Raw genomic sequence first — 20,328 nt, 5'->3', positions numbered from 1 at the left:
TGGAATAACAGGTTTTGCACGCACACAAGTTTCGATGAGGCTTGTTCCGAGAAAAGAGAAAGGGGGTGCGGTGTCATGACAGCGCCGACGCCCCTGTTGGATCTCGACGACGGCGACGCACTGGTTGCCGCGGACACCGTGGGAGTCCTTCGGTCCGCGGCGATGGGCGGCGCCCAGATCCGGGCCACCAGAGCCGCCGTCGAGGAGGGGGTTCTCGAACGCCTGCACGGTCTTCGGCCGCGCAGTGTGGTGGTGGTGACCGGCTCGGGACGGGCAAGCCGTGGCGCGGCGATCCTCACGGCGGTCCTCGCCGAACGGATCGGGTTCCCCCTCGTGCGTGCCGCCAGTACGCCGGTATGGGTCGGACCCCTCGACGTGGTCGTGGTGGCCGGCGACGACGCCGGTGATCCTCGACTCGTGCAGGCCATCGATGCGGCGGTGCGCCGGGGCGCCGAGGTGGTGGTGGCTGCACCCGATGAGGGGCCTCTGCAGGCGGCCGCGGCGGGGCGCGTGCTGATGTTCGCGCCCAGGGTTCGGGCTCTGACCCGTCATGGTCTGCTGCGGTACTTCGCGGTCCTCCTCGCGGTCCTGCGCGTGGTGGGATCCGAGCGGTGGGGCGACGAGGTGCCCGATCTCGCGCAGCTCGCCGACGCCGTCGACAGCGAAGCCCTCCGCGATCGACCGACGAGCGAGGTATTCCACAATCCGGCGAAGTCTCTCGCCTCGCGGATGCAGGGACGACGGGTCGTACTCACGGGCGACACGGAAAGCGCGATGGAACTGGCGCGTCACGGCGCCGAGGCGCTACTGCATGCGGGCCGGGTGGCAACCGCGTCCGAACTGTCGGACGTCCTGAGTGCGGCGAATACCTTCCGTGCGCCGGCGGCCGTTCCCGATTCGATCTTCCACGATCCGGAACTCGACGGCCCGCCCTCCGCCAGTCCTGTCCGCACCTTTGTCTTCTCGGCCGAGGCCGAGCTGATGCTGACCGAACGCAAGACCGCGGTGCTGGGGGACGCCGACATCGTCGTCGCAGCTTCCGACGAGGGCCCCTCGCCGTCGCAACGGTCGGAACTCGAGCAGGCAGCGGTCCTCGTAGGGCGGCTCGACATGACTGCCGCATACCTGCAGCTGATCGGCGGTATCTAGTGCACCGACTCGAAGGTGCGCTCCGATCCTATGCATGGGGATCGCGCACCGCTATCGCTGAGCTGCGCGGACTGCCCGTTCCGACGGCACATCCGGAGGCGGAACTGTGGCTCGGTGCTCATCCGGCGGATCCCGCACGCGTCGTCACCGACGAAGGGGAGCGGTCGCTCCTGGACCTGGTGCGCACCGAGCCGGAGCGCCAACTCGGTCGCCGCAGCGTCGACACCTTCGGCGAACGCCTTCCGTTCCTCCTCAAACTGCTTGCCGCCGAGGAACCGCTGTCGCTGCAGGCGCACCCGAGTGCGGAACAGGCCCGCGAAGGTTTCGCGCGCGAGAACGAGCTGGGCATCCCGCTCGGATCCTCGATCCGCAACTACAAGGACGACAGCCACAAACCGGAGCTCGTGGTCGCGCTGAGCCGGTTCGATGCTCTGGCCGGTTTCCGGGATCCGAAGCGGACGGTGGAGCTGCTCGACGCGATCGCGGTGCCCGAACTCCAGCCCTACGCCGGGCTCATTGCGGGGCAACCCGACTCGGACGGGTTGCGTGCCCTGTTCACCACCTGGATCACTCTGCCCCAGCCCGTCCTCAGTGCGCTGATGCCGCGTGTGCTCGAAGGGTGCGTCGAGTATCTGTCAGGAGCCAAGGACGGTGACTTCGTTGCCGAGGTCCGAACCGCACTCGAGTTGAGTGAGGTGTATCCCGGTGATGCGGGCGTCCTCGCCGCTCTCCTGCTGAACAGGGTCACCCTCGAGCCTGGGCAGGCGCTCTATCTCGACGCGGGGAATCTCCACGCGTACCTGCACGGGATGGCTGTGGAGATCATGGCGAACTCCGACAACGTTCTCCGCGGTGGACTCACTCCCAAGCACGTCGACGTTCCCGAACTCCTCCGCGTGCTCGACTTCGATTCCGTCGACATCCCTGTCCTCGAGGCCGAGGAGTTGCCCGGCAGCGCCGAGCGCATGTACGTCTCGCCCGCTCCCGAATTCTGTTTGACGAGGATCGATCTGGCGTCGAACGGTGCTGTCGAACATCGCTTCCGGACGGAAGGTCCGCAGATTCTGCTCTGCACCGCGGGTTCGGTTCAGGTGGCGTGCGGTAGCGAGCGCCTCGATGTGGAACAGGGCAGTGCAGTCTGGATCGCCGCGGAGGACCCCGACGTGTCGGTGACCGCGACATCGGACCGGGTCCAGCTGTTCAATGCGAGAGTCGGCGCACCCATCGCGTAGCCTGTGAGCCGCCTTTGCGGACCGAGGTCCGGGTGCGACGAGCGGTTCCGGCGGCCGTCGCATCTACCTCGAACCCGACCTCTTCCGGGCCGCCGAAGCATAGGCTGAACCGCAACTTTCGAATGAGGAGGCTGATGTGGCCATCCAGGACAAAGGCAGTGGACCGGAGGTGAGCGGTCGCGCCAATGGACTGTTCCGGACCAAGTCGATCGAGCAGTCGATCCGCGACACGGACGAGCCCGAGACCAAGCTTCGGAAAGATCTCACGGCGTGGGACCTCACGGTGTTCGGTGTCGCCGTCGTCATCGGTGCCGGCATCTTCACCCTCACCGCCCGGACCGCCGGGAACGTCGCGGGACCTGCCGTGTCGGCGGCGTTCGTGATCGCCGCAATCGCGTGTGGTCTCGCAGCACTGTGCTATGCCGAGTTCGCGTCGACCGTTCCGGTGGCAGGAAGTGCATACACCTTCTCGTACGCGACGTTCGGTGAGTTCGTCGCCTGGATCATCGGCTGGGACCTCATCCTGGAGTTCGCCCTCGCCGCCTCGGTCGTCGCCAAGGGGTGGTCCCTCTATCTCGGCGAGGTGATCGGCAATCACACGCCGATCGCCCAGTTCGGCTCGTGGAAATTCGACTGGGGCGCGGTGCTGATCGTCGCGGTCATCACCGTTCTGCTCGTCACCGGTACCAAGCTGTCGTCACGCGTGTCGCTCGTCATCACGACGATCAAGGTGGCGGTCGTGCTCGTGGTGGTAGTCGTGGGCGCGTTCTATATCGAGAGTGACAACTATTCGCCGTACATCCCGCCGTCCGAGCCCGCCGAGACCGGTGAGGGTATCCACCAGTCGCTGTTCTCCTATGTGACGGGCGCCGGTGGCAGCACGTTCGGTTGGTACGGGCTCCTCGCCGCGGCCAGTCTCGTGTTCTTCGCATTCATCGGTTTCGACATCGTTGCCACCACCGCCGAGGAGACCAAGGATCCGCAGAAGGCTCTGCCCCGCGGCATCCTGGGCTCACTCGCGATCGTCACCGTTCTCTACGTCGCGGTCACCCTGGTTCTCACCGGGATGGTCGACTACAAGGAGTTGGCCGGCGACACGTCCAATCTAGCCACAGCCTTCGACATTCACGGCATCACGTGGGCGAAGAATCTCATCTCCTTCGGTGCACTGGCCGGTCTGACGACGGTAGTCATGGTGCTTATGCTGGGCCAGACCCGGGTGTTGTTCGCCATGTCGCGTGACGGCCTGATGCCGAGGCGTCTCGCGCCCACCGGCAAGCACGGCACGCCGGTCCGCATTACCGTGCTCGTCGGTGTCGTGGTAGCTGTTCTCGCCGGCTTCTTCCCGATCGGCACCCTCGAAGAGATGGTGAACATCGGAACGTTGTTCGCTTTCGTCCTGGTCTCGGTCGGCGTCATCGTGCTACGCCGGACCCGGCCCGACCTACCCCGTGGGTTCCGCGTCCCGCTGGTGCCGCTGGTGCCGATTCTCGCGGTACTGGCCTGCCTGTGGTTGATGTTCAACCTCTCCGTCGAAACATGGATCCGGTTCGTCGTGTGGATGCTGCTCGGCGTGATCATCTACTTCGCGTACGGCCGCAGACATTCCATGATGGGCAGGCGCAGTCGCGGCGAGGTGATCTGACCCGCAACCCGCCTCGGGTATCCGGTCCGCCGGGAAAGCACCACGGTGCTTTCCCGGCGGATTTCTCTTGCCGCGACCTTCTTGATCGATCAAGTTTACAAAATTTCCAATTTGTATAGATCAAGAACGAAAAGCCGGATATTGTCTATCTCATTGGTGACCTGCCTCACGTAGGGGTGAAAGCGAAGGAGCGGACATGGCAACACGTCCACAGGCGGAACCGGCGATACCGACCGAACAGTGGCGGGACAAAAAGCGCTATTTATGGCTACTGGGGCTGATACCGCCCACTGCGGTGTTTCTCGCGATCGGCCTCGTGTGGGCCTCGGGACGAATCGGTCTCGACGCGGTGGCGCCCGTGTGGTGGTGGATCGGCCCACTGCTCGTCTACGTCCTGCTGCCGATTCTGGACGTGTTCTTCGGCCCGGACGGCGAGAACCCGCCCGACGAGGTGATGGACCGGCTCGAGAACGACAAGTACTACCGGTACTGCACCTACGCCTACATTCCCTTCCAGATTCTCAGTCTCGTGACAGCCTGCTACCTATGGTCCGCATCCGATCTCGGGTGGCTGGGTATCGAGGGTGGCCTCGGGGTGCTCTCGAAGATCGGCCTCGCGATCAGCATCGGCTGTGTGGCAGGAATCGGGATCAATACCGCACACGAGCTGGGCCACAAGAAGGACGAGCTCGAACGGTGGCTGTCGAAGGTGACCTTGGCGCAATCGTTCTACGGCCATTTCTACATCGAGCACAACCGCGGTCACCACGTCCGGGTAGCCACGCCCGAGGATCCCGCGAGTTCCCGCATGGGCGAGACGTTGTGGGCATTCCTGCCGCGCAGCGTGTGGGGGAGCCTGACGTCGTCCTGGCGACTCGAGAAGGCCCGGCTGGATCGCCTGGGCAAGGGACCGTGGACGATTCACAACGACGTCCTCAACGCCTGGGCGATGTCGGTGGTGCTGTTCGGTGCTCTGCTGGCAACGTTCGGCCTCGGCATCGCACCGTATCTGGTGATCCAGGCCGTCTTCGGCTTCTGCCTGCTCGAGACGGTCAACTATCTCGAGCACTATGGGCTGCGCAGGCAGAAGACAGCTAGTGGTCGCTACGAACGTTGCACTCCCGAGCACAGTTGGAACAGCGACCACATCTGCACCAACATCTTCCTGTACCACCTGCAGCGACACAGCGATCACCACGCCAACCCGACCCGGCGATACCAGACGCTGCGGAGCATGGACGGCGCCCCCAATCTGCCCAGCGGTTACGCGAGCATGATTACGCTCGCCTACTTCCCGCCGCTGTGGCGCAAGGTGATGGATCCCCGGGTCCTCGCTCACTACGACGGGGATGTCACCCGCGTCAACATCCACCCCGCGAAGCGCGCCGAGGTTCTCGCGAAGTACGGAGCCCGGGCATGAGCGCGTACCGGTGCCCGGTCTGTGAGTACGTCTACGACGAGGCGACCGGCGCACCCCGGGAAGGATTCCCCGCTGGCACGCAGTGGGATTCGATTCCCGAGGACTGGTGCTGCCCCGACTGCGGGGTGCGGGAGAAGCTCGACTTCGAGAAGACGGCGACCACAGCAGGAGGCACGACATGACCGAGTACAAGCTCTACCAGTGTGTGCAGTGCGGGTTCGAATACGACGAGGCGCTGGGTTGGCCGGAAGACGGCATCGAACCCGGAACTCGTTGGGACGACATACCGGAAGACTGGAGTTGCCCGGATTGCGGCGCCGCGAAAGCGGACTTCTTCATGGTCGAGATCGAGCGGAGCTGACTTCCGGATGACAGTGCCCGGCGTGGCCACGTACCGGACGCACCGGCGTGCGGTGCCGGGCACTAATGTCGTGAACATGACTTCGTCGCGTGTCAGAGTGACCTACCAGGAGGCCACGCGGCTGCTGCTGCGTCAGTCGGTGCTCGACGCCATGCGCGATCTGTTGTTCGAGAAGGACTGGTCCGACATCACGATGTCGGACGTCGCGGCCGGTGCCGGGGTAAGCAGGCAGACCCTGTACAACGAGTTCAAGTCCCGTCAGGGGCTTGCGGAGGCATACGCCCTTCGGTTGGCGGACGAATTGGTCGATGCGGTCGACGAGGCGCTGGTCGCCCACGTCGGACAGGGGCGAGCCGCACTGCTGTCGGGCTTCACCGCGTTCTTCGCCGCGAGTCTCTCCGATCCGCTGGTGCAGTCGCTGCTACGCGGTGAGACCAAACCGGACCTCCTGCGGTTGATCACGACCGAGAGTGCACCCATCATCGAGCGTGCATCGACGCGATTGGCAGAAGTTTTTCACCGTAGCTGGGTACGAGCGAGTGTGGTGGACGCGGGAATTCTGAGTCGCGCCATCGTGCGGCTGGCTATGAGTTACATCTCGATGCCCCCCGAGTCGGAGGCCAACGTTGCCGAGGATCTCGGTGCTCTTCTCGGACCTTTCGTGGACAGGGCAGTCGACGGGGCCGATCGGTTGGAAGGCTGAGTGCGCGGACGGTCGTCTGAGTGTCACCCTTCGGCGGCCGTACCGATAGCCTTGATCGAAACAGCAGCCAACCAGGAGAGGCAGATGACGACCTCAGTTTCAACCACGCCCGTGGCCGAGAGCCGTAACGGGATCGATTTCAAGGTGGCGGACCTTTCGCTCGCGGAGTTCGGCCGCAAGGAGATCCGGCTCGCCGAGCACGAGATGCCGGGACTGATGGCGCTTCGCCGCGAGTACGCGGAGGTGCTCCCACTGAAGGGCGCACGGATCTCCGGATCGCTGCACATGACGATTCAGACCGCAGTACTCATCGAGACGCTCACCGCGCTGGGCGCCGAGGTCCGCTGGGCATCGTGCAACATCTTCTCCACCCAGGATCACGCCGCTGCCGCCATCGTGGTCGGTCCACACGGGACGCCGGAGGAGCCGAAGGGAACCCCGGTCTTCGCGTGGAAGGGCGAAACACTCGAGGAGTACTGGTGGGCCGCCGAGCAGATGCTCACCTGGCCGGACACCGACAAGCCGGCGAACATGATCCTCGACGACGGCGGCGACGCCACGATGCTCGTCCTCAAGGGTGCGCAGTTCGAGAAGGCCGGCGTCGTACCCCCCACCGACGACGACCAGGATTCCGACGAGTACAAAGTCTTCCTCAACCTGCTGCGCCGCTCCCTCGAGGCCGACAAGGGCAAGTGGTCGAAGATCGCTGAATCCGTGCAGGGTGTCACCGAGGAGACCACTACCGGAGTTCTGCGCCTGTACCAGGTCGCGGCTGCCGGTGAGCTCACCTTCCCGGCGATCAACGTCAACGACTCGGTCACCAAGAGCAAGTTCGACAACAAGTACGGCACCCGCCACTCGCTGCTCGACGGCATCAACCGCGGTACCGACGTCCTGATCGGTGGCAAGGCCGCGCTGGTCTGTGGCTACGGCGATGTCGGCAAGGGCTGCGCCGAGGCGCTCCGCGGACAGGGTGCGCGCGTCGCAGTGACCGAGGTCGACCCGATCAACGCGCTCCAGGCGCTCATGGACGGCTTCGAGGTGAAGACGGTCGAGCAGGCCATCGGCTGGGCGGACATCGTGATCACGTCCACCGGCAACAAGGACATCATCACCTTCGAGCACATGAAGCAGATGAAGCACCAGGCCATCCTGGGCAACATCGGTCACTTCGACAACGAGATCGACATGGCCGGTCTCGAGCGGTCCGGCGAGGTGACCCGTATCAACATCAAGCCCCAGGTGGACGAGTTCCGCTTCGGGGACGGTCACTCCATCATCGTGCTGTCCGAGGGACGACTCCTGAACCTCGGCAACGCCACCGGCCACCCGTCGTTCGTGATGAGCAACAGCTTCTCCAACCAGGTCATCGCTCAGATCGAGCTGTGGACCAAGCCGGACGAGTACGACAACGAGGTGTACCGGCTGCCCAAGCACCTCGACGAGAAGGTCGCAAAGATCCACGTCGAGGCACTCGGCGGCACGCTCACCAAGCTCACCAAGGAGCAGGCGGAGTACATCGGCGTCGATGTCGAGGGACCGTACAAGCCCGAGCACTACCGCTACTAGAGATGATGGCGTCCCCCGGTCCGCTGCGTGCGGGCCGGGGGATAGCCTTCTTCCCCGTGGGAACCACTTCTGTCGGAACGCTCGTAGCGCTCGAAGGCCTCGACGGCGCAGGCAAGCGGACACTGGTCACGGCCGTCCGGAAGCGACTTGACGAGGCGGGGCTCCGGGTCGGCACCCTCGACTTCCCTCGATACGGTCGCTCCGTCCATGCCGATCTGGCATCGGAGGCGCTGAAGGGGGCACACGGTGATCTCAGCGGATCGGTGCACGCGATGGCGGTGATGTTCGCCCTCGACCGGTCCGGCGCGATCGCGGAGATGTCCGAACTGCTCGCCGGCTGCGACATCGTCCTCCTCGATCGCTACGTGGCGTCCAACGCCGCCTACGGGGCCGCTCGGTTGCATCAGGGCGCCGACGGCGAATTCGTAGACTGGGTACGGGAGCTCGAATACGGTCGCCTGGGGCTGCCCCGGCCCGACCTCCAGCTGTACCTCGATGTGCCCGTCGCTTTGGCCGAACAACGTGCGCGCGGACGTGAGTCGGAAGACGCGAGCCGGGCGCTCGACGCCTACGAGCGCGACCGCGGGCTGCAGGAACGCACCGGTGAGGTGTACCGACAACTGGCCGCGGCCGACTGGATGTCGCCGTGGTGGGTGCTGTCCCCGGACATCGATCCGCTCACGCTCGCCGAAAACCTGGCACTCTTGAATGACGGCACGGGACGCCGTGGCGAGAAAGAACACGGCACGCCGTAACGGCGAACGGGCTGTTACGGGCTCCGAAGATGCAACGATAGGGACATGAAGCCAAGGATTCTGGTTGTCGACGACGACACTGCGCTCGCGGAGATGCTCACGATCGTTCTCCGCGGCGAAGGTTTCGACCCGTACGTGGTGGGGGACGGGACCCAGGCGCTCACCGCAGTCCGGGAGACTCGCCCGGACCTGGTGTTACTCGACCTGATGCTGCCCGGGATGAACGGGATCGACGTGTGCCGGGTGCTCCGCGCCGACTCCGGTGTGCCGATCGTGATGCTGACGGCGAAGACGGACACCGTCGACGTGGTTCTGGGATTGGAATCCGGCGCGGACGACTACATCATGAAACCGTTCAAGCCGAAGGAGCTGGTGGCGAGAGTTCGCGCGCGGCTTCGCCGGACCGAGGACGAACCCGCCGAACTGCTCAGCATCGCCGACATCGTCATCGATGTTCCCGCTCACAAGGTGAGCCGGGGCGAAGAACTGATCTCCCTCACACCCCTCGAATTCGACCTCCTGGTTGCGCTGGCCCGCAAGCCGCGGCAAGTGTTCACCCGTGAGGTTCTGCTCGAGCAGGTGTGGGGTTACCGTCATGCAGCCGATACCCGACTGGTCAACGTGCACGTTCAGCGTCTGCGCGCGAAAGTCGAGACTGATCCCGAGAATCCCGAAGTGGTTTTGACGGTCAGGGGGGTCGGCTACAAGGCCGGACCGCCGTGACAGGTGTTTCCCGATGGCGGCGTCGTGTCAACCGACGCGTATCGCCGATCCTTCGGTGGGGTCACTCACTGAGTAATACCCTCGCGCACACGTGGCGTCGCTCGCTGCAGTTGAGGGTGGTCGTGTCGACGCTGACGTTGTCGCTCATCGTCATCGTCGTCCTCGGAGTCGTGCTCACCAGCCAGATCACCGATCGGCTGCTCGAGACGAAGATCAACGCCGCGACCGAGGAGATGGACCGCGCTCGGAGCACGGTGGAAGGACAGCTGGCCGGGGCGGAAGACACCAGTTCGCCCACCACACAGCTCGACGGTGCCCGCGCTGCACTCACCAACAGGGAGCCGGACGCCGGTCAGGATTCCGGATCGGCAGGCACCTTCGACCCGGTGCTGATCGTGCCCGGTGACGGGTCGCGCGCGCCGACTTCGAGTGGTCCTGCGGATCAGATACCGGAGTCGCTGCGGGCGTTCGTGCAGGCCGGTCAGGTGAGCTACCAGTTCGCCACCGTGAACGACCCCGAGGGATACTCCGGCCCCGCGCTGATCGTCGGAAGCCCGACGGCCTCGGCCATCTCGACACTCGAGCTGTATCTCATCTTCCCGTTGGCGAGCGAGGACCGCAGCCTGTCGCTGGTACGCGGGACTCTGCTCGTCGGTGGCGCGGTGCTTGCCGTGCTCCTGGCTGCCATCGCGCTCCTCGTGGCCCGGCAGGTGGTCCTCCCGATTCGGTCCGCCTCCCGGATCGCGGTGCGGTTCGCAGACGGCCGTCTGAAGGAGCGCATGCCCGTGCGCGGTGAGGACGACATGGCCCGGCTGGCGATGTCGTTCAACGAGATGGCAGAAAGTCTGTCCAAGCAGATCACCCAGCTGGAGGAGTTCGGCAACCTGCAGAAGCGTTTCACCTCGGACATCAGCCACGAGCTGCGTACGCCGCTCACCACAGTGCGGATGGCGGCCGATCTCATCCACGACGGCAGCGACGACCTCGACCCCGTGCTCCGGCGCTCCTCCGAGCTACTTGTCGCCGAACTGGACCGGTTCGAGGGTCTGTTGGTCGATCTGCTCGAGATCAGCCGCCACGACGCCGGTGTCGCCGAGCTGGCGGCCGAACAACTAGACCTGCGGATGTGCGCGCGAGCCGCCGTGTCCACCGTGCGGCACCTTGCGCGCGAGAGCGGGACGGAACTGATCGTCGACCTGCCGGACCAGGCTGTCATGGCGGAGGTGGATCCGCGCCGCGTCGAACGGATACTGCGCAACCTCCTCGCCAATGCCATCGACCACGGGGAGGGCAAACCGGTGCTCCTGCGTCTGCGTGCCGACGACAGTGCCGCAGCGTTCATCGTGCGTGACCAAGGTGTCGGGTTGCGGCCGGGCGAGGAGAAACTTGTGTTCAATCGGTTCTGGCGGTCGGACCCCTCGCGAGTGCGCCGCTCGGGCGGCACCGGACTCGGACTGGCCATCAGCGTCGAGGACGCGAACCTGCACGACGGCCGGCTCGAGGCGTGGGGTGAGCCCGGTCAGGGTGCTTGCTTCCGGTTGACGTTGCCGAGGGTGCGGGGCTTGAAGGTGGTCTCGAGTCCGCTGCCGCTCAAACCCGGCACCGGCAAATACGTTCAGGGACAGCCTTTCCCGGGGGACACGTCGATGCCCCTGCGTAACGACAGCCCCGAAACCGCCGTCGACGAATCCCGGACCGTGCCGCAGAAACGCGAGTTGCCTGAACACTCCGGGCCCCCCGAGCTACGCGAGCGCGAGAGCGCCCACGTCGGCGACCGGGAAGGGTCGCATACAACGGAGCGGGACGGATGATGCGCTCGTCGTCGCCCGTGATCCGATCGATCTGGGCTGCTGTGGTCGGAGCCGTACTCGTCACGGTCGGTGGATGCGCCAGCCTGCCGGATTCGTCGACACCCCAGGCGATCGGCACGATCAACCGCGATTCGCCGGGATCGAGTGTGGCCGCGCCCGCACCGGGCCGGGAACCGGACCTGCTCCTGCGCGACTTCTTCAAGGCCAGCACAGATCCGTCGAGCCGCCACCTTGCTGCACGGCAGTTCCTCACCCCCGGGGTGTCCGGCAGGTGGGACGATGCGGCGAGCGCCACCATTGTCGACAAGGTCGACGTTCTGCCCGAGGCCCGGTCTACCGATCGCGCGACCTACACCATCCGTGCCAACAAGGTGGGGCAACTGGAACCGGGCGGACTGTACGTCGCAGAAGAGGGAAGTTTCGAGACGAAGATCAGTCTGGAGATGCAGGGCGGTGAGTGGCGGATCTCGGAGCTGCCGTCCGGAGTGATTCTCGACCGGGCCCAGTTCCTCAACACCTATCAACGGAAATCGCTGTACTTCCTCGACCCTGCCGGGACGACAGTCGTGCCGGATCCACGCTGGGTGTCGGGCGCGCAGGATCAGATGGCGGCCCAATTGATGGGTCTGCTGATCGACGGGCCGAAGTCGGCACTCGCCCCGGCCGTGCGTAACGAGCTCGGCGAGGGTGTGTCGGTCCGGGGACCGATCACGAAGGCGGACGGGCGCACCGCGCAGGTGGGTGTGGGGCTCGGGGGCATCCGGATCGATTTCTCCGGTGTACGGCCGATGGATCAGCAAGCGAAGGATTTGTTTGCGGCGCAGGTGATCTGGACCCTCGCGAACGCGGAAATCTCCGGTCCCTACGTGCTGCTCGCCGACGGTGAGCCCTTCGACGATCGATTCCCCAACGGCTGGACCACCGCCGACGTCGCGTCGATGAATCCGTTCGCGACCTCGAGTGCCACAGTGGGACTGCATGCCCTCCGAGACGGGTCGATGGTGAGTGTCACCGAGACCGGGGTGACCCCGGTGCCGGGATACTTCGGTTCGGCGCGGAATATGCGTTCCCTCGCGCTGTCGCAGGACGGCAAACTCGTGGCCGCCGTCGCGGACACCGGACGTCCACCGCCCGAGCCGGCGAGCGCCCTGATGGTCGGTGCCTATGAGGACGGGGCGGCGTCCGTGCTCGAGGGCGGCGCGATAACCCGTCCGACGTGGGCGCCCGACAACTCGGCGATCTGGGCGGCGGTCAACGGCAATGCCGTGATTCGGGTGCTGCGCGAGCCCGGAACAGGGCGGACCTCGGTCGAGAACGTAGATGTGGGTGCCGTCACGGCGCTGGGGGCTACCATCACCGAGCTTCGGCTCTCTCGCGACGGTGTGCGTGCGGCGCTCATCGTGGACGGCAAGGTGTATTTGGCCATCGTGGCGCAGAAGCCCGGTGGCGGGTACGCCCTCACCAACCCCCGCGCCGTGGCGATCGGCCTCGGAAGTCCGGCTCTGTCGCTCGACTGGAGCACGAGTGACACGATCGTCGTCGCGCGTGCGGCCTCGGATATTCCGGTGGTGCAGATCGCGGTCGACGGCTCACGGATGGACGCCCTGCCGAGCCGTAACCTCACGGCCCCGGTGGTGGCTGTGGACGCCTCGACGACGACGGAGTTCGTCGCCGATTCCCGAGCCGTCTTCCAGTTGAACAACAACGATCCGGCGGGGGATCGGTACTGGCGCGAGGTTCCCGGGCTGACGGGCGTGAAAGCGATACCGATTCTGCCGGGCTGATTCCGGCGGGCGAGTCTGTCGGTGGGGGTGCGGAAGATGACGGCATGCGCATACTGCCCGGCTCACGGACGCTGCTCGATCTGATTCTGCCGGCAGAATGCGGTGGGTGCGCAGAGCCGGGCACGCAGTGGTGCCAGGGCTGTGCCGCCGAGTTGGCGGACGATCCGATTCTCCTGCAGCCGCGGGTCGATCCGGGAGTCGCGGTGTGGGCGCTGGGACCGTATTCGGGTCCACGTCGCCGGGTGGTGATCGCTGCGAAGGAACGGGGCAGGCGCGACCTCGCGGTGCCGCTCGGTTCCGCTGTCGCGGGGGCCCTCGCGCGGCTGCACCAGTGGGGTGAACTGGCGCCGCCCGAGGTCGCGCCGGTGGTCCTCGTGCCCGCTCCCACGCGTTCGCGGGCGGCCAGGATGCGGGGTGGCGATCCCGTAACCCGGATCGCTGTTGCCGCGGTGGGAGCGTCCCGGGTGTGTCCGGCGCTGGCCATGCGCAGAGGGGTGCGTGATTCCGTCGGACTGTCCGCGGATCAACGTAGAGTAAACCTCGAGGGTGGTGTTCTCCTCACCCCGCGCGGCCACCGATTCGCGCAGCACGTGTGTTCGGAAAGGTCTGCGGCGCAACGTAAGACGGTAGTCCTGATCGATGACGTCTCGACCACGGGGGTGACCGCGGCCGAGTCGATCCGGGTGCTGTCCGGCGCCGGCATTCAGGTTGCCTCGGTGGTCGTCCTGGCCGGTGTCGGCTGAAGTCGCGGCGAGGCCGCGACAATCTCGGTGTCGGCCGGATGAAATTGCGCCGAACAGTGGCACTCGCGCGAGTTACGTACTAGCGTCGCGGACACACCCGAAACACAGGTAGGAGGTGGTACTTCGAACCTGGTGCCGGGCGGACCCCTTCCCGGCATTGCTCAAATCCGCCGCCGCCCATTTCGGGGCGGGGCCGTAATCGGGAGGTACGAGTGACGACCCCTTCGCAAGCTTCGGTTTTCATCGACGAACGCACCACGGATGCACAAGAGAAGACCGATGCCCCTAGCGCCGAAATTGTCGTCAAGGGACGCAACGTCGAGGTTCCCGACCACTTTCGTGTGTACGTCTCCGAGAAGCTATCGCGCCTCGAGCGCTTCGACCCCTCCATTTTCCTGTTCGATGTCGAACTTCAACACGAACGCAATCGACGCCAGAGGAAGAGCGCCCAGCGCGTCGAGATCACTGCCCGAGGCAAAGGGCCGGTAGCCCGAGCCGAAGCGTCGGCCGACAGTTTCTATGCAGCATTCGAGTCGGTCACCGCGAAGCTCGAGAGCAGGCTCCGCCGCACCAAGGACCGAAAGAAGGTCCATTACGGGGAGAAGACCCCGGTATCGGTGGCAGAGGCCACTGCTGCACTCGCCGAAGACGAGAGTCTCGGTATCAACCCAGACATCTCCCTCGACGGCCAGGAATCGCAGTCGCACGAGCACAGGCCGGGCCAGGTGGTGCGGACCAAGGAACACAAGGCCACACCGATGACCATCGACGATGCTCTGTACGAGATGGAGCTGGTAGGACACGATTTTTTCCTGTTCCACGACAAGGAGTCGGACAAGCCTTCCGTCGTCTACCGGCGGCACGCGTTCGACTACGGACTCATCCGCCTGGCGTGATCTGCACTCGTCCCACGTGACGGTGTGAGCGGTCGGTCTACTCGTCCGCACCGAAGAGCGCCTACCATGGAATCCGGCCGGGGTTCTCGGACCTCCGGCCGGATTTTGTGTGTCACCCACCCACCGCCGAAGATTGAGGACGAACAAGACTGTGCCGTCGCTGTCGCTATCCAAGCTGCTCCGTGTTGGTGAAGGTCGCATGGTCAAGCGGCTCAAGCACATCGCCGACCACGTTTCCTCGCTGTCGTCCGAGGTCGAAGACCTGACCGACGAGCAGTTGCGGGCGAAGACCGACGAGTTCCGCTCGCGGTACCGCGACGGTGAATCGCTCGACGAGTTGCTCCCCGAGGCGTTCGCGGTGGCCCGCGAGGCGTCGTGGCGCGTCATCGACCAGCGGCACTTCCATGTGCAGATCATGGGTGGGGCTGCGCTGCACTTCGGCAACATCGCCGAGATGAAGACCGGTGAAGGCAAGACTCTCACCTGCGTTCTGCCCGCCTATCTCAATGCCATCGCCGGCGACGGCGTCCACGTCGTGACGGTCAACGACTACCTCGCCAAGCGCGACTCCGAGTGGATGGGACGAGTTCACCGTTTCCTGGGTATGGAGACGAGCGTGATCCTGTCCGGAATGTCTCCCGCCGAGCGCCGCGCGGCCTATGCCGCAGACATCACCTACGGCACGAACAACGAGTTCGGATTCGACTACCTGCGCGACAACATGACGCACTCGCTGGACGATCTCGTTCAGCGTGGTCATGCCTTCGCCGTCGTCGACGAGGTCGACTCCATCCTGATCGACGAGGCCAGAACCCCCCTCATCATCTCCGGTCCCGCCGATGCGTCGAGCAAGTGGTATGCGGAGTTCGCGCGTATCGCGCCGATGCTGAAGCGAGACGTCCACTACGAAGTCGACATCCGCAAGCGCACGATCGGTGTGCACGAAGCGGGCGTCGAGCTCGTCGAGGACCAGCTCGGCATCGACAACCTGTACGAGGCTGCCAACTCGCCGCTCGTGAGCTACCTCAACAACGCCATCAAGGCGAAAGAGCTCTACACGAAGGACAAGGACTACATCGTTCGCGACGGCGAAGTGATCATCGTCGACGAGTTCACCGGTCGTGTCCTCGTCGGTCGCCGCTACAACGAGGGCATGCACCAGGCGATCGAAGCCAAGGAGAAGGTGGAGATCAAGGCCGAGAATCAGACGCTCGCAACGATCACGCTGCAGAATTACTTCCGGCTGTACGACAAGCTGTCGGGCATGACGGGTACCGCGGAAACCGAGGCCGCCGAGCTGCACCAGATCTACAACCTCGGTGTCATCCCGATCCCCACCAACCGGCCGATGGTCCGCGTCGACAACGGTGACCTCATCTACAAGACCGAAGAGGCCAAGTTCGACGCCGTCGTCGACGATGTGGTGGAGCGGCACGAGAAGGGGCAGCCCGTCCTGATCGGCACCACGAGCGTCGAGCGGTCCGAGTATCTGTCGAAACAGTTCACCAAGCGGGGCGTGCCGCACAACGTGCTGAACGCGAAGTTCCACGAGCAGGAAGCCACCATCATCGCCGAGGCAGGCCGGTCGGGGGCTGTCACCGTGGCAACCAACATGGCCGGTCGTGGAACCGACGTGGTGCTCGGCGGCAACCCCGACATCATCGCGGACATCGCCCTGCGCAAGCGGGGACTCGATCCCGTCCACACACCCGAGGAATACGAGGCGGCGTGGGACGAGGTTCTCGAGCAGGTCAAGGCCGAGGTGAAAGCCGATGCGGACAAGGTCCGGGAAGCGGGCGGACTGTACGTACTCGGTACCGAGCGGCACGAGTCCCGGCGAATCGACAACCAGCTTCGTGGTCGCTCCGGACGTCAGGGCGATCCGGGCGAGTCCCGGTTCTACCTCTCGCTCGGTGACGAGTTGATGCGACGGTTCAACGGCGCGGCGCTCGAGTCGATCATGACCCGGCTCAACCTTCCCGACGACGTTCCGATCGAGGCGAAGATGGTCTCGAAGGCCATCAAGAGCGCGCAGACGCAGGTGGAACAGCAGAACTTCGAGATCAGGAAGAACGTTCTCAAGTACGACGAGGTGATGAATCAGCAGCGCACGGTCATCTACAAGGAGCGCCGCCAGATCCTCGAAGGCGAGGACATGGAGGGCCAGGTCGAGAAGATGATCACGGACGTGGTCACCGCGTACGTCGACGGTGCCACTTCCGAGGGGTACGTCGAGGACTGGGATCTCGAACAGCTGTGGACCGCGCTGAAGACGCTCTACCCGATCGGCCTCGACTTCAAGGAAATCGTCGGAGACGGCTCCGACGGTGAGGTGAAGGACGTCACCAGCGACGAACTCCGCGAGATGCTGCTCGAGGATGCACACCAGGCGTATGCACGTCGGGAAGCAGAAATCGACGCCGCCGCCGGTGCGGGTGCCATGCGCGAACTCGAGCGGCGAGTGCTGCTGAGTGTGCTCGACCGCAAGTGGCGCGAGCACCTGTACGAAATGGATTACCTCAAGGAGGGAATCGGTCTGCGTGCGATGGCGCAGCGCGACCCGCTGGTCGAGTACCAGCGCGAGGGTTTCGACATGTTCACCGGCATGCTCGAGGGCCTGAAGGAGGAGTCGGTCGGATTCCTGTTCAATCTGCAGGTCGAGGCCGCTGCGCCGCAGCAGGCGGCCGCCCCCGGCGTCAATGTGACGGCGTCCTCGGCGGCCGCGACGGCGTCTGGCTCGCCGACGCCCGCTCCTGCCCGGCCGCTGCCCACCCAGGAGGCGGCACGCCAGGCTCAGGGCACCGCTGCACCGTCCGCCCTGCGCGCGAAGGGACTGGACGAGGCGGAGCCGCGTGGCCTGACCTATTCGGGTCCGGCGGAGGACGGCAACGCCCAGCTCAGCCGCCGCGGCACCGGCAGCGACACCAACTCGGACCCGGGAACCCGGCGCCAGCGGCGCGATGCTGCACGGTCGCAGTCGAAGGGCAAGAAGGCGCCGCGGTCCAAGCGCAAGCGCTGAGCCGCTTCGTCAGCCGACCACCATCGAGGTGACGATCCAGCCCGTGTCGGATTTCCGTTCGACACGGGCTGCGATCACGAACACCCGCGGTCCCCGTCCGTAGGTGCCGAAGGCCTCGAGTGTGTTGTCGTCGAGTACCCGAAGGTGGACACGGAGCAGGGTCGCGACTCCGAGCCGTCTCGACGGTGACTCGGCAAGCGCGAGAGTCCGTGCCACGTCCAGCAGTGAGGGAACGACCACGGGCCGCAGCTGCCGCACGTTGCGCCGCCGATCCAGTACTTCCAGCACCAGCCGGAACGCGTGTTCGGTGAAGCGCTGTGCGTCGGGAGCGGCGCGAGGACGAGTGACGTCGGGCGAGGAGCGCGGCGAGGTGCCGGAGTGCGCCGAGCTACGCGCCGGTGACGAGTGACGGCCCCGACCCAGGGCTCGCCGGGTGCCGGACGACACGGCCGGACCGGCCGCGCCCAGCGCCTCACCGGTCGGCGGTTCGTAGCTGGGCACGCGTGACAGGAACGTGTAGGACTCACTCATTTCTTCCCCCCGGTTTCGGCATGAGACGGCCGTCGTAGCGGCCATCCTTGCACGGATTCAGCGGTCGTGTCGCCGAACCCCGCAGGGAACCCTAGGGTGGGGTCGTGCGGGGATTGATTGTGGACGTCGGCGGTGTGCTCGTGGGCCCCGGTTCGGACTTCGACGGGCTGTCGGCGGTCCTCGCCGACGCGCGGCGTCGCGGCGTCCGGACCGCGATCCTGAGTAACGACCCCGGCGGTCCCGGGGGTGAGTGGTTGCGGGAACTCGGTGACGGCCGGCTGGTCGACCGGGTGGTGCTGTCCGGCGATGTCGGTGTGGCCAAGCCCGATCCGCGCATCTACCGGTTGACGGCCGAAGTGCTCGGCCTGGAACCGCGGGACTGTATCTTCGTCGACGACCTGGCGGTCAACGTTCGCGGTGCGGTGGCTGTCGGGATGGTGGGTGTGCACCACGTCGACGGCGTGGTGACCGCGAGCGAGCTGGCGGTGCTTCTCGACGTGGATCGAGACGGAATGCAAGGGGAACAGGCGTCGACATGGTGACGAGACTGACAACGCAGGACGCGTCGTTCTATTTTCTCGAGGCAAGTAGCACGCCGATGCACGTCGGTTCGCTTGCCGTCTTCCGCAAGCCCCGAAGTGGGTTGTCCTACGAGGAATTACTCCGTCTCGTCGAGGAACGCCTGAGTCTGGTGCCGCGGTACCGGCAGAAGGTGCGGGAGGTGGCGCTGGGATTGTCACGTCCGGTGTGGGTGGACGATCAGGATTTCGACATCGAGTACCACGTCCGGCGATCGGCGCTGCCGAAGCCAGGTTCGGACGCGCAGCTGCATGATCTGGTCGCGCGCCTCACGTCGCGGCCGCTCGACAACACGCGCCCCCTGTGGGAGATGTACTTGGTGGAGGGCTTGTCGAACAACCGCTTTGCGATCTTCACCAAGTCGCATTCCTCCCTCGTCGACGGGGAGACGGCACCCGAAATCGGTCAGGTCATTCTCGATTCGGCAAAGACACGCAGACCCATGGCGGAGGAATTGTGGATGCCCAGCCCGGAGCCGAGCGAGACCACCCTCGTCGCCGGCGCCCTCGCCGACATCCTGGCGCGGCCCGGGGAGGGGCTGGCGTCGTTGCGAATGACCCTGAGCGGCATGGCGTCTGCGCTCGGCGAGACCGTGCGCGCGGTGGGGAAGTTGGCCGCTGTGGTGCGTACGGCGACACAGGTCGCGCCCGCGACCCCGTTGAATGCGACCATCTCCCGTAACCGGCGCTTCGCCGTGGTCAAGACCGAACTGGGGGATTACCGGAAGATCCGCGCTCGGTATGGGTGCGAGGTCAACGACGTCATCCTCGCCGTGGTGTCGGGTGCCCTGCGAAACTGGTTGCTCTCGCGCGGCGAGCCGGTCGCCGAATCAACCACGGTGCGCGCCATGGTACCGATGTCGGTGTACGTCGACCCCGACACGGACGTCGACCTGGGTCAGCGTGGTGAGTGGTCGGATCCGCGGAGCATGGTGTCGTCGTTTCTCATCGACCTGCCCGTGGGGGAACCGAATGCGGTGGTGCGACTCTCACACGTGGCGCATGCGATGGAGGCGCACGCGAAGCAGAGTCGGCGCGTGACGGCTCAGACGCTCGTGCGGCTGTCCGGGTTCGCGCCTGCCACCCTGCACGCGATGAGTGCCCGTGTGGCGAGCAGCTTCTCGCAGCGGATGTTCAATCTGATGATCACCAATGCGCCCGGTCCGCAGATGCCGCTGTACGTCGGCGGAGCGCGCATGCTCGAGATGTACCCGGTGTCGCCGCTCCTGAAAAATCAGACATTGAGCATTGCCTTGACCTCTTACGACGGCAACGTCTACTACGGTTTGAATGCAGACCGTGATGCGATGGCCGATGTGGACGTGGTGGCGGCGCTGCTGTACCAATCTCTCGAGGAGTTGTTGGATGCCAGCCGGTGAGAAGTCCGCGTTGCGAATGACGGGTGACAC

At 65.3% G+C, this 20,328-nt stretch carries 18 protein-coding genes; 17 read left to right on the top strand and 1 reads right to left on the bottom strand.

All coding sequences use genetic code 11. The features are described 5' to 3' along the window. Positions 1 to 75: 75 nt before the first annotated feature. From CBI38_RS19280 to secA, 15 genes are all read left to right on the top strand, one after another. On the top strand, positions 76 to 1,149 hold the full coding sequence (locus CBI38_RS19280; protein ID WP_109331271.1) for a tobH protein: 1,074 nt from the start codon (positions 76 to 78) through the stop codon (positions 1,147 to 1,149). Then, positions 1,149 to 2,381: a mannose-6-phosphate isomerase, class I gene (gene manA, locus CBI38_RS19275; RefSeq protein WP_109331270.1), complete on the top strand. Its 1,233-nt coding sequence runs from the start codon at positions 1,149 to 1,151 to the stop codon at positions 2,379 to 2,381. Before CBI38_RS19280 ends, manA begins: the two co-directional genes overlap by 1 nt. Before the next feature lie 136 nt (positions 2,382 to 2,517). After that, positions 2,518 to 4,026: an amino acid permease gene (locus CBI38_RS19270; RefSeq protein ID WP_109331269.1), complete on the top strand. Its 1,509-nt coding sequence runs from the start codon at positions 2,518 to 2,520 to the stop codon at positions 4,024 to 4,026. Between the two features lie 196 nt (positions 4,027 to 4,222). Beyond that, positions 4,223 to 5,446 (top strand): alkane 1-monooxygenase, encoded by a 1,224-nt coding sequence (locus CBI38_RS19265; protein ID WP_109331267.1) that lies wholly within the window; start codon positions 4,223 to 4,225, stop codon positions 5,444 to 5,446. Next, positions 5,443 to 5,628 (top strand): rubredoxin, encoded by a 186-nt coding sequence (locus CBI38_RS19260; RefSeq protein ID WP_109331266.1) that lies wholly within the window; start codon positions 5,443 to 5,445, stop codon positions 5,626 to 5,628. The genes CBI38_RS19265 and CBI38_RS19260 overlap by 4 nt, the downstream gene beginning before the upstream one ends. After that, complete coding sequence (locus tag CBI38_RS19255; RefSeq protein ID WP_109331265.1) at positions 5,625 to 5,807, top strand: rubredoxin; 183 nt, start codon at positions 5,625 to 5,627, stop codon at positions 5,805 to 5,807. The genes CBI38_RS19260 and CBI38_RS19255 overlap by 4 nt, the downstream gene beginning before the upstream one ends. Positions 5,808 to 5,883: 76 nt before the next feature. Beyond that, positions 5,884 to 6,510 carry a TetR/AcrR family transcriptional regulator gene (locus CBI38_RS19250; protein WP_109335204.1) on the top strand — a complete coding sequence of 209 codons (627 nt, stop codon included), beginning with the start codon at positions 5,884 to 5,886 and terminating at the stop codon, positions 6,508 to 6,510. 84 nt (positions 6,511 to 6,594) lie between these two features. Continuing rightward, a complete protein-coding gene (ahcY, locus tag CBI38_RS19245) occupies positions 6,595 to 8,079 on the top strand; it encodes an adenosylhomocysteinase (protein ID WP_109331264.1) in 1,485 nt (494 codons plus the stop codon). 56 nt (positions 8,080 to 8,135) lie between these two features. Next, complete coding sequence (locus CBI38_RS19240) at positions 8,136 to 8,834, top strand: dTMP kinase (protein WP_230989885.1); 699 nt, start codon at positions 8,136 to 8,138, stop codon at positions 8,832 to 8,834. Between the two features lie 45 nt (positions 8,835 to 8,879). Beyond that, positions 8,880 to 9,557: an MtrAB system response regulator MtrA gene (gene mtrA, locus CBI38_RS19235; protein WP_005240059.1), complete on the top strand. Its 678-nt coding sequence runs from the start codon at positions 8,880 to 8,882 to the stop codon at positions 9,555 to 9,557. Beyond that, complete coding sequence (mtrB, locus tag CBI38_RS19230) at positions 9,554 to 11,368, top strand: MtrAB system histidine kinase MtrB (protein WP_109331263.1); 1,815 nt, start codon at positions 9,554 to 9,556, stop codon at positions 11,366 to 11,368. Before mtrA ends, mtrB begins: the two co-directional genes overlap by 4 nt. Further along, entirely contained in the window at positions 11,368 to 13,152 is a 1,785-nt protein-coding gene (gene lpqB, locus CBI38_RS19225) for an MtrAB system accessory lipoprotein LpqB (RefSeq protein ID WP_109335202.1), read from the top strand. Before mtrB ends, lpqB begins: the two co-directional genes overlap by 1 nt. A gap of 44 nt (positions 13,153 to 13,196) precedes the next feature. Then, positions 13,197 to 13,895, top strand: coding sequence for a ComF family protein (locus tag CBI38_RS19220; protein WP_109331262.1), 699 nt, complete (start codon positions 13,197 to 13,199; stop codon positions 13,893 to 13,895). A 212-nt stretch (positions 13,896 to 14,107) separates the two neighbouring features. Next, positions 14,108 to 14,791 carry a ribosome hibernation-promoting factor, HPF/YfiA family gene (gene hpf, locus CBI38_RS19215; RefSeq protein WP_109331261.1) on the top strand — a complete coding sequence of 228 codons (684 nt, stop codon included), beginning with the start codon at positions 14,108 to 14,110 and terminating at the stop codon, positions 14,789 to 14,791. Between the two features lie 151 nt (positions 14,792 to 14,942). Continuing rightward, a complete protein-coding gene (gene secA / locus CBI38_RS19210) occupies positions 14,943 to 17,810 on the top strand; it encodes a preprotein translocase subunit SecA (protein ID WP_109331260.1) in 2,868 nt (955 codons plus the stop codon). A 9-nt stretch (positions 17,811 to 17,819) separates the two neighbouring features. Here secA and CBI38_RS19205 read toward each other — a convergent pair whose 3' ends face one another. Continuing rightward, positions 17,820 to 18,341, bottom strand: a complete 522-nt coding sequence (locus CBI38_RS19205; protein ID WP_109331259.1) for an Rv3235 family protein — start codon at positions 18,339 to 18,341, stop codon at positions 17,820 to 17,822. Positions 18,342 to 18,445: 104 nt separating this feature from the next. Between CBI38_RS19205 and CBI38_RS19200 the strand changes: the two genes are divergently transcribed. Further along, the gene (locus CBI38_RS19200; RefSeq protein WP_109331258.1) at positions 18,446 to 18,883 is read left to right on the top strand and encodes an HAD-IA family hydrolase; all 438 of its coding nucleotides are present in this window, start codon (positions 18,446 to 18,448) and stop codon (positions 18,881 to 18,883) included. Then, a complete protein-coding gene (locus tag CBI38_RS19195; RefSeq protein WP_109331257.1) occupies positions 18,877 to 20,298 on the top strand; it encodes a WS/DGAT/MGAT family O-acyltransferase in 1,422 nt (473 codons plus the stop codon). Before CBI38_RS19200 ends, CBI38_RS19195 begins: the two co-directional genes overlap by 7 nt. Positions 20,299 to 20,328 lie beyond the last annotated feature (30 nt).

It is taken from the genome of Rhodococcus oxybenzonivorans, from assembly GCF_003130705.1.
Classification (GTDB): domain Bacteria; phylum Actinomycetota; class Actinomycetes; order Mycobacteriales; family Mycobacteriaceae; genus Rhodococcus_F; species Rhodococcus_F oxybenzonivorans.
This window is presented reverse-complemented; position numbering and strand designations above follow the sequence as displayed.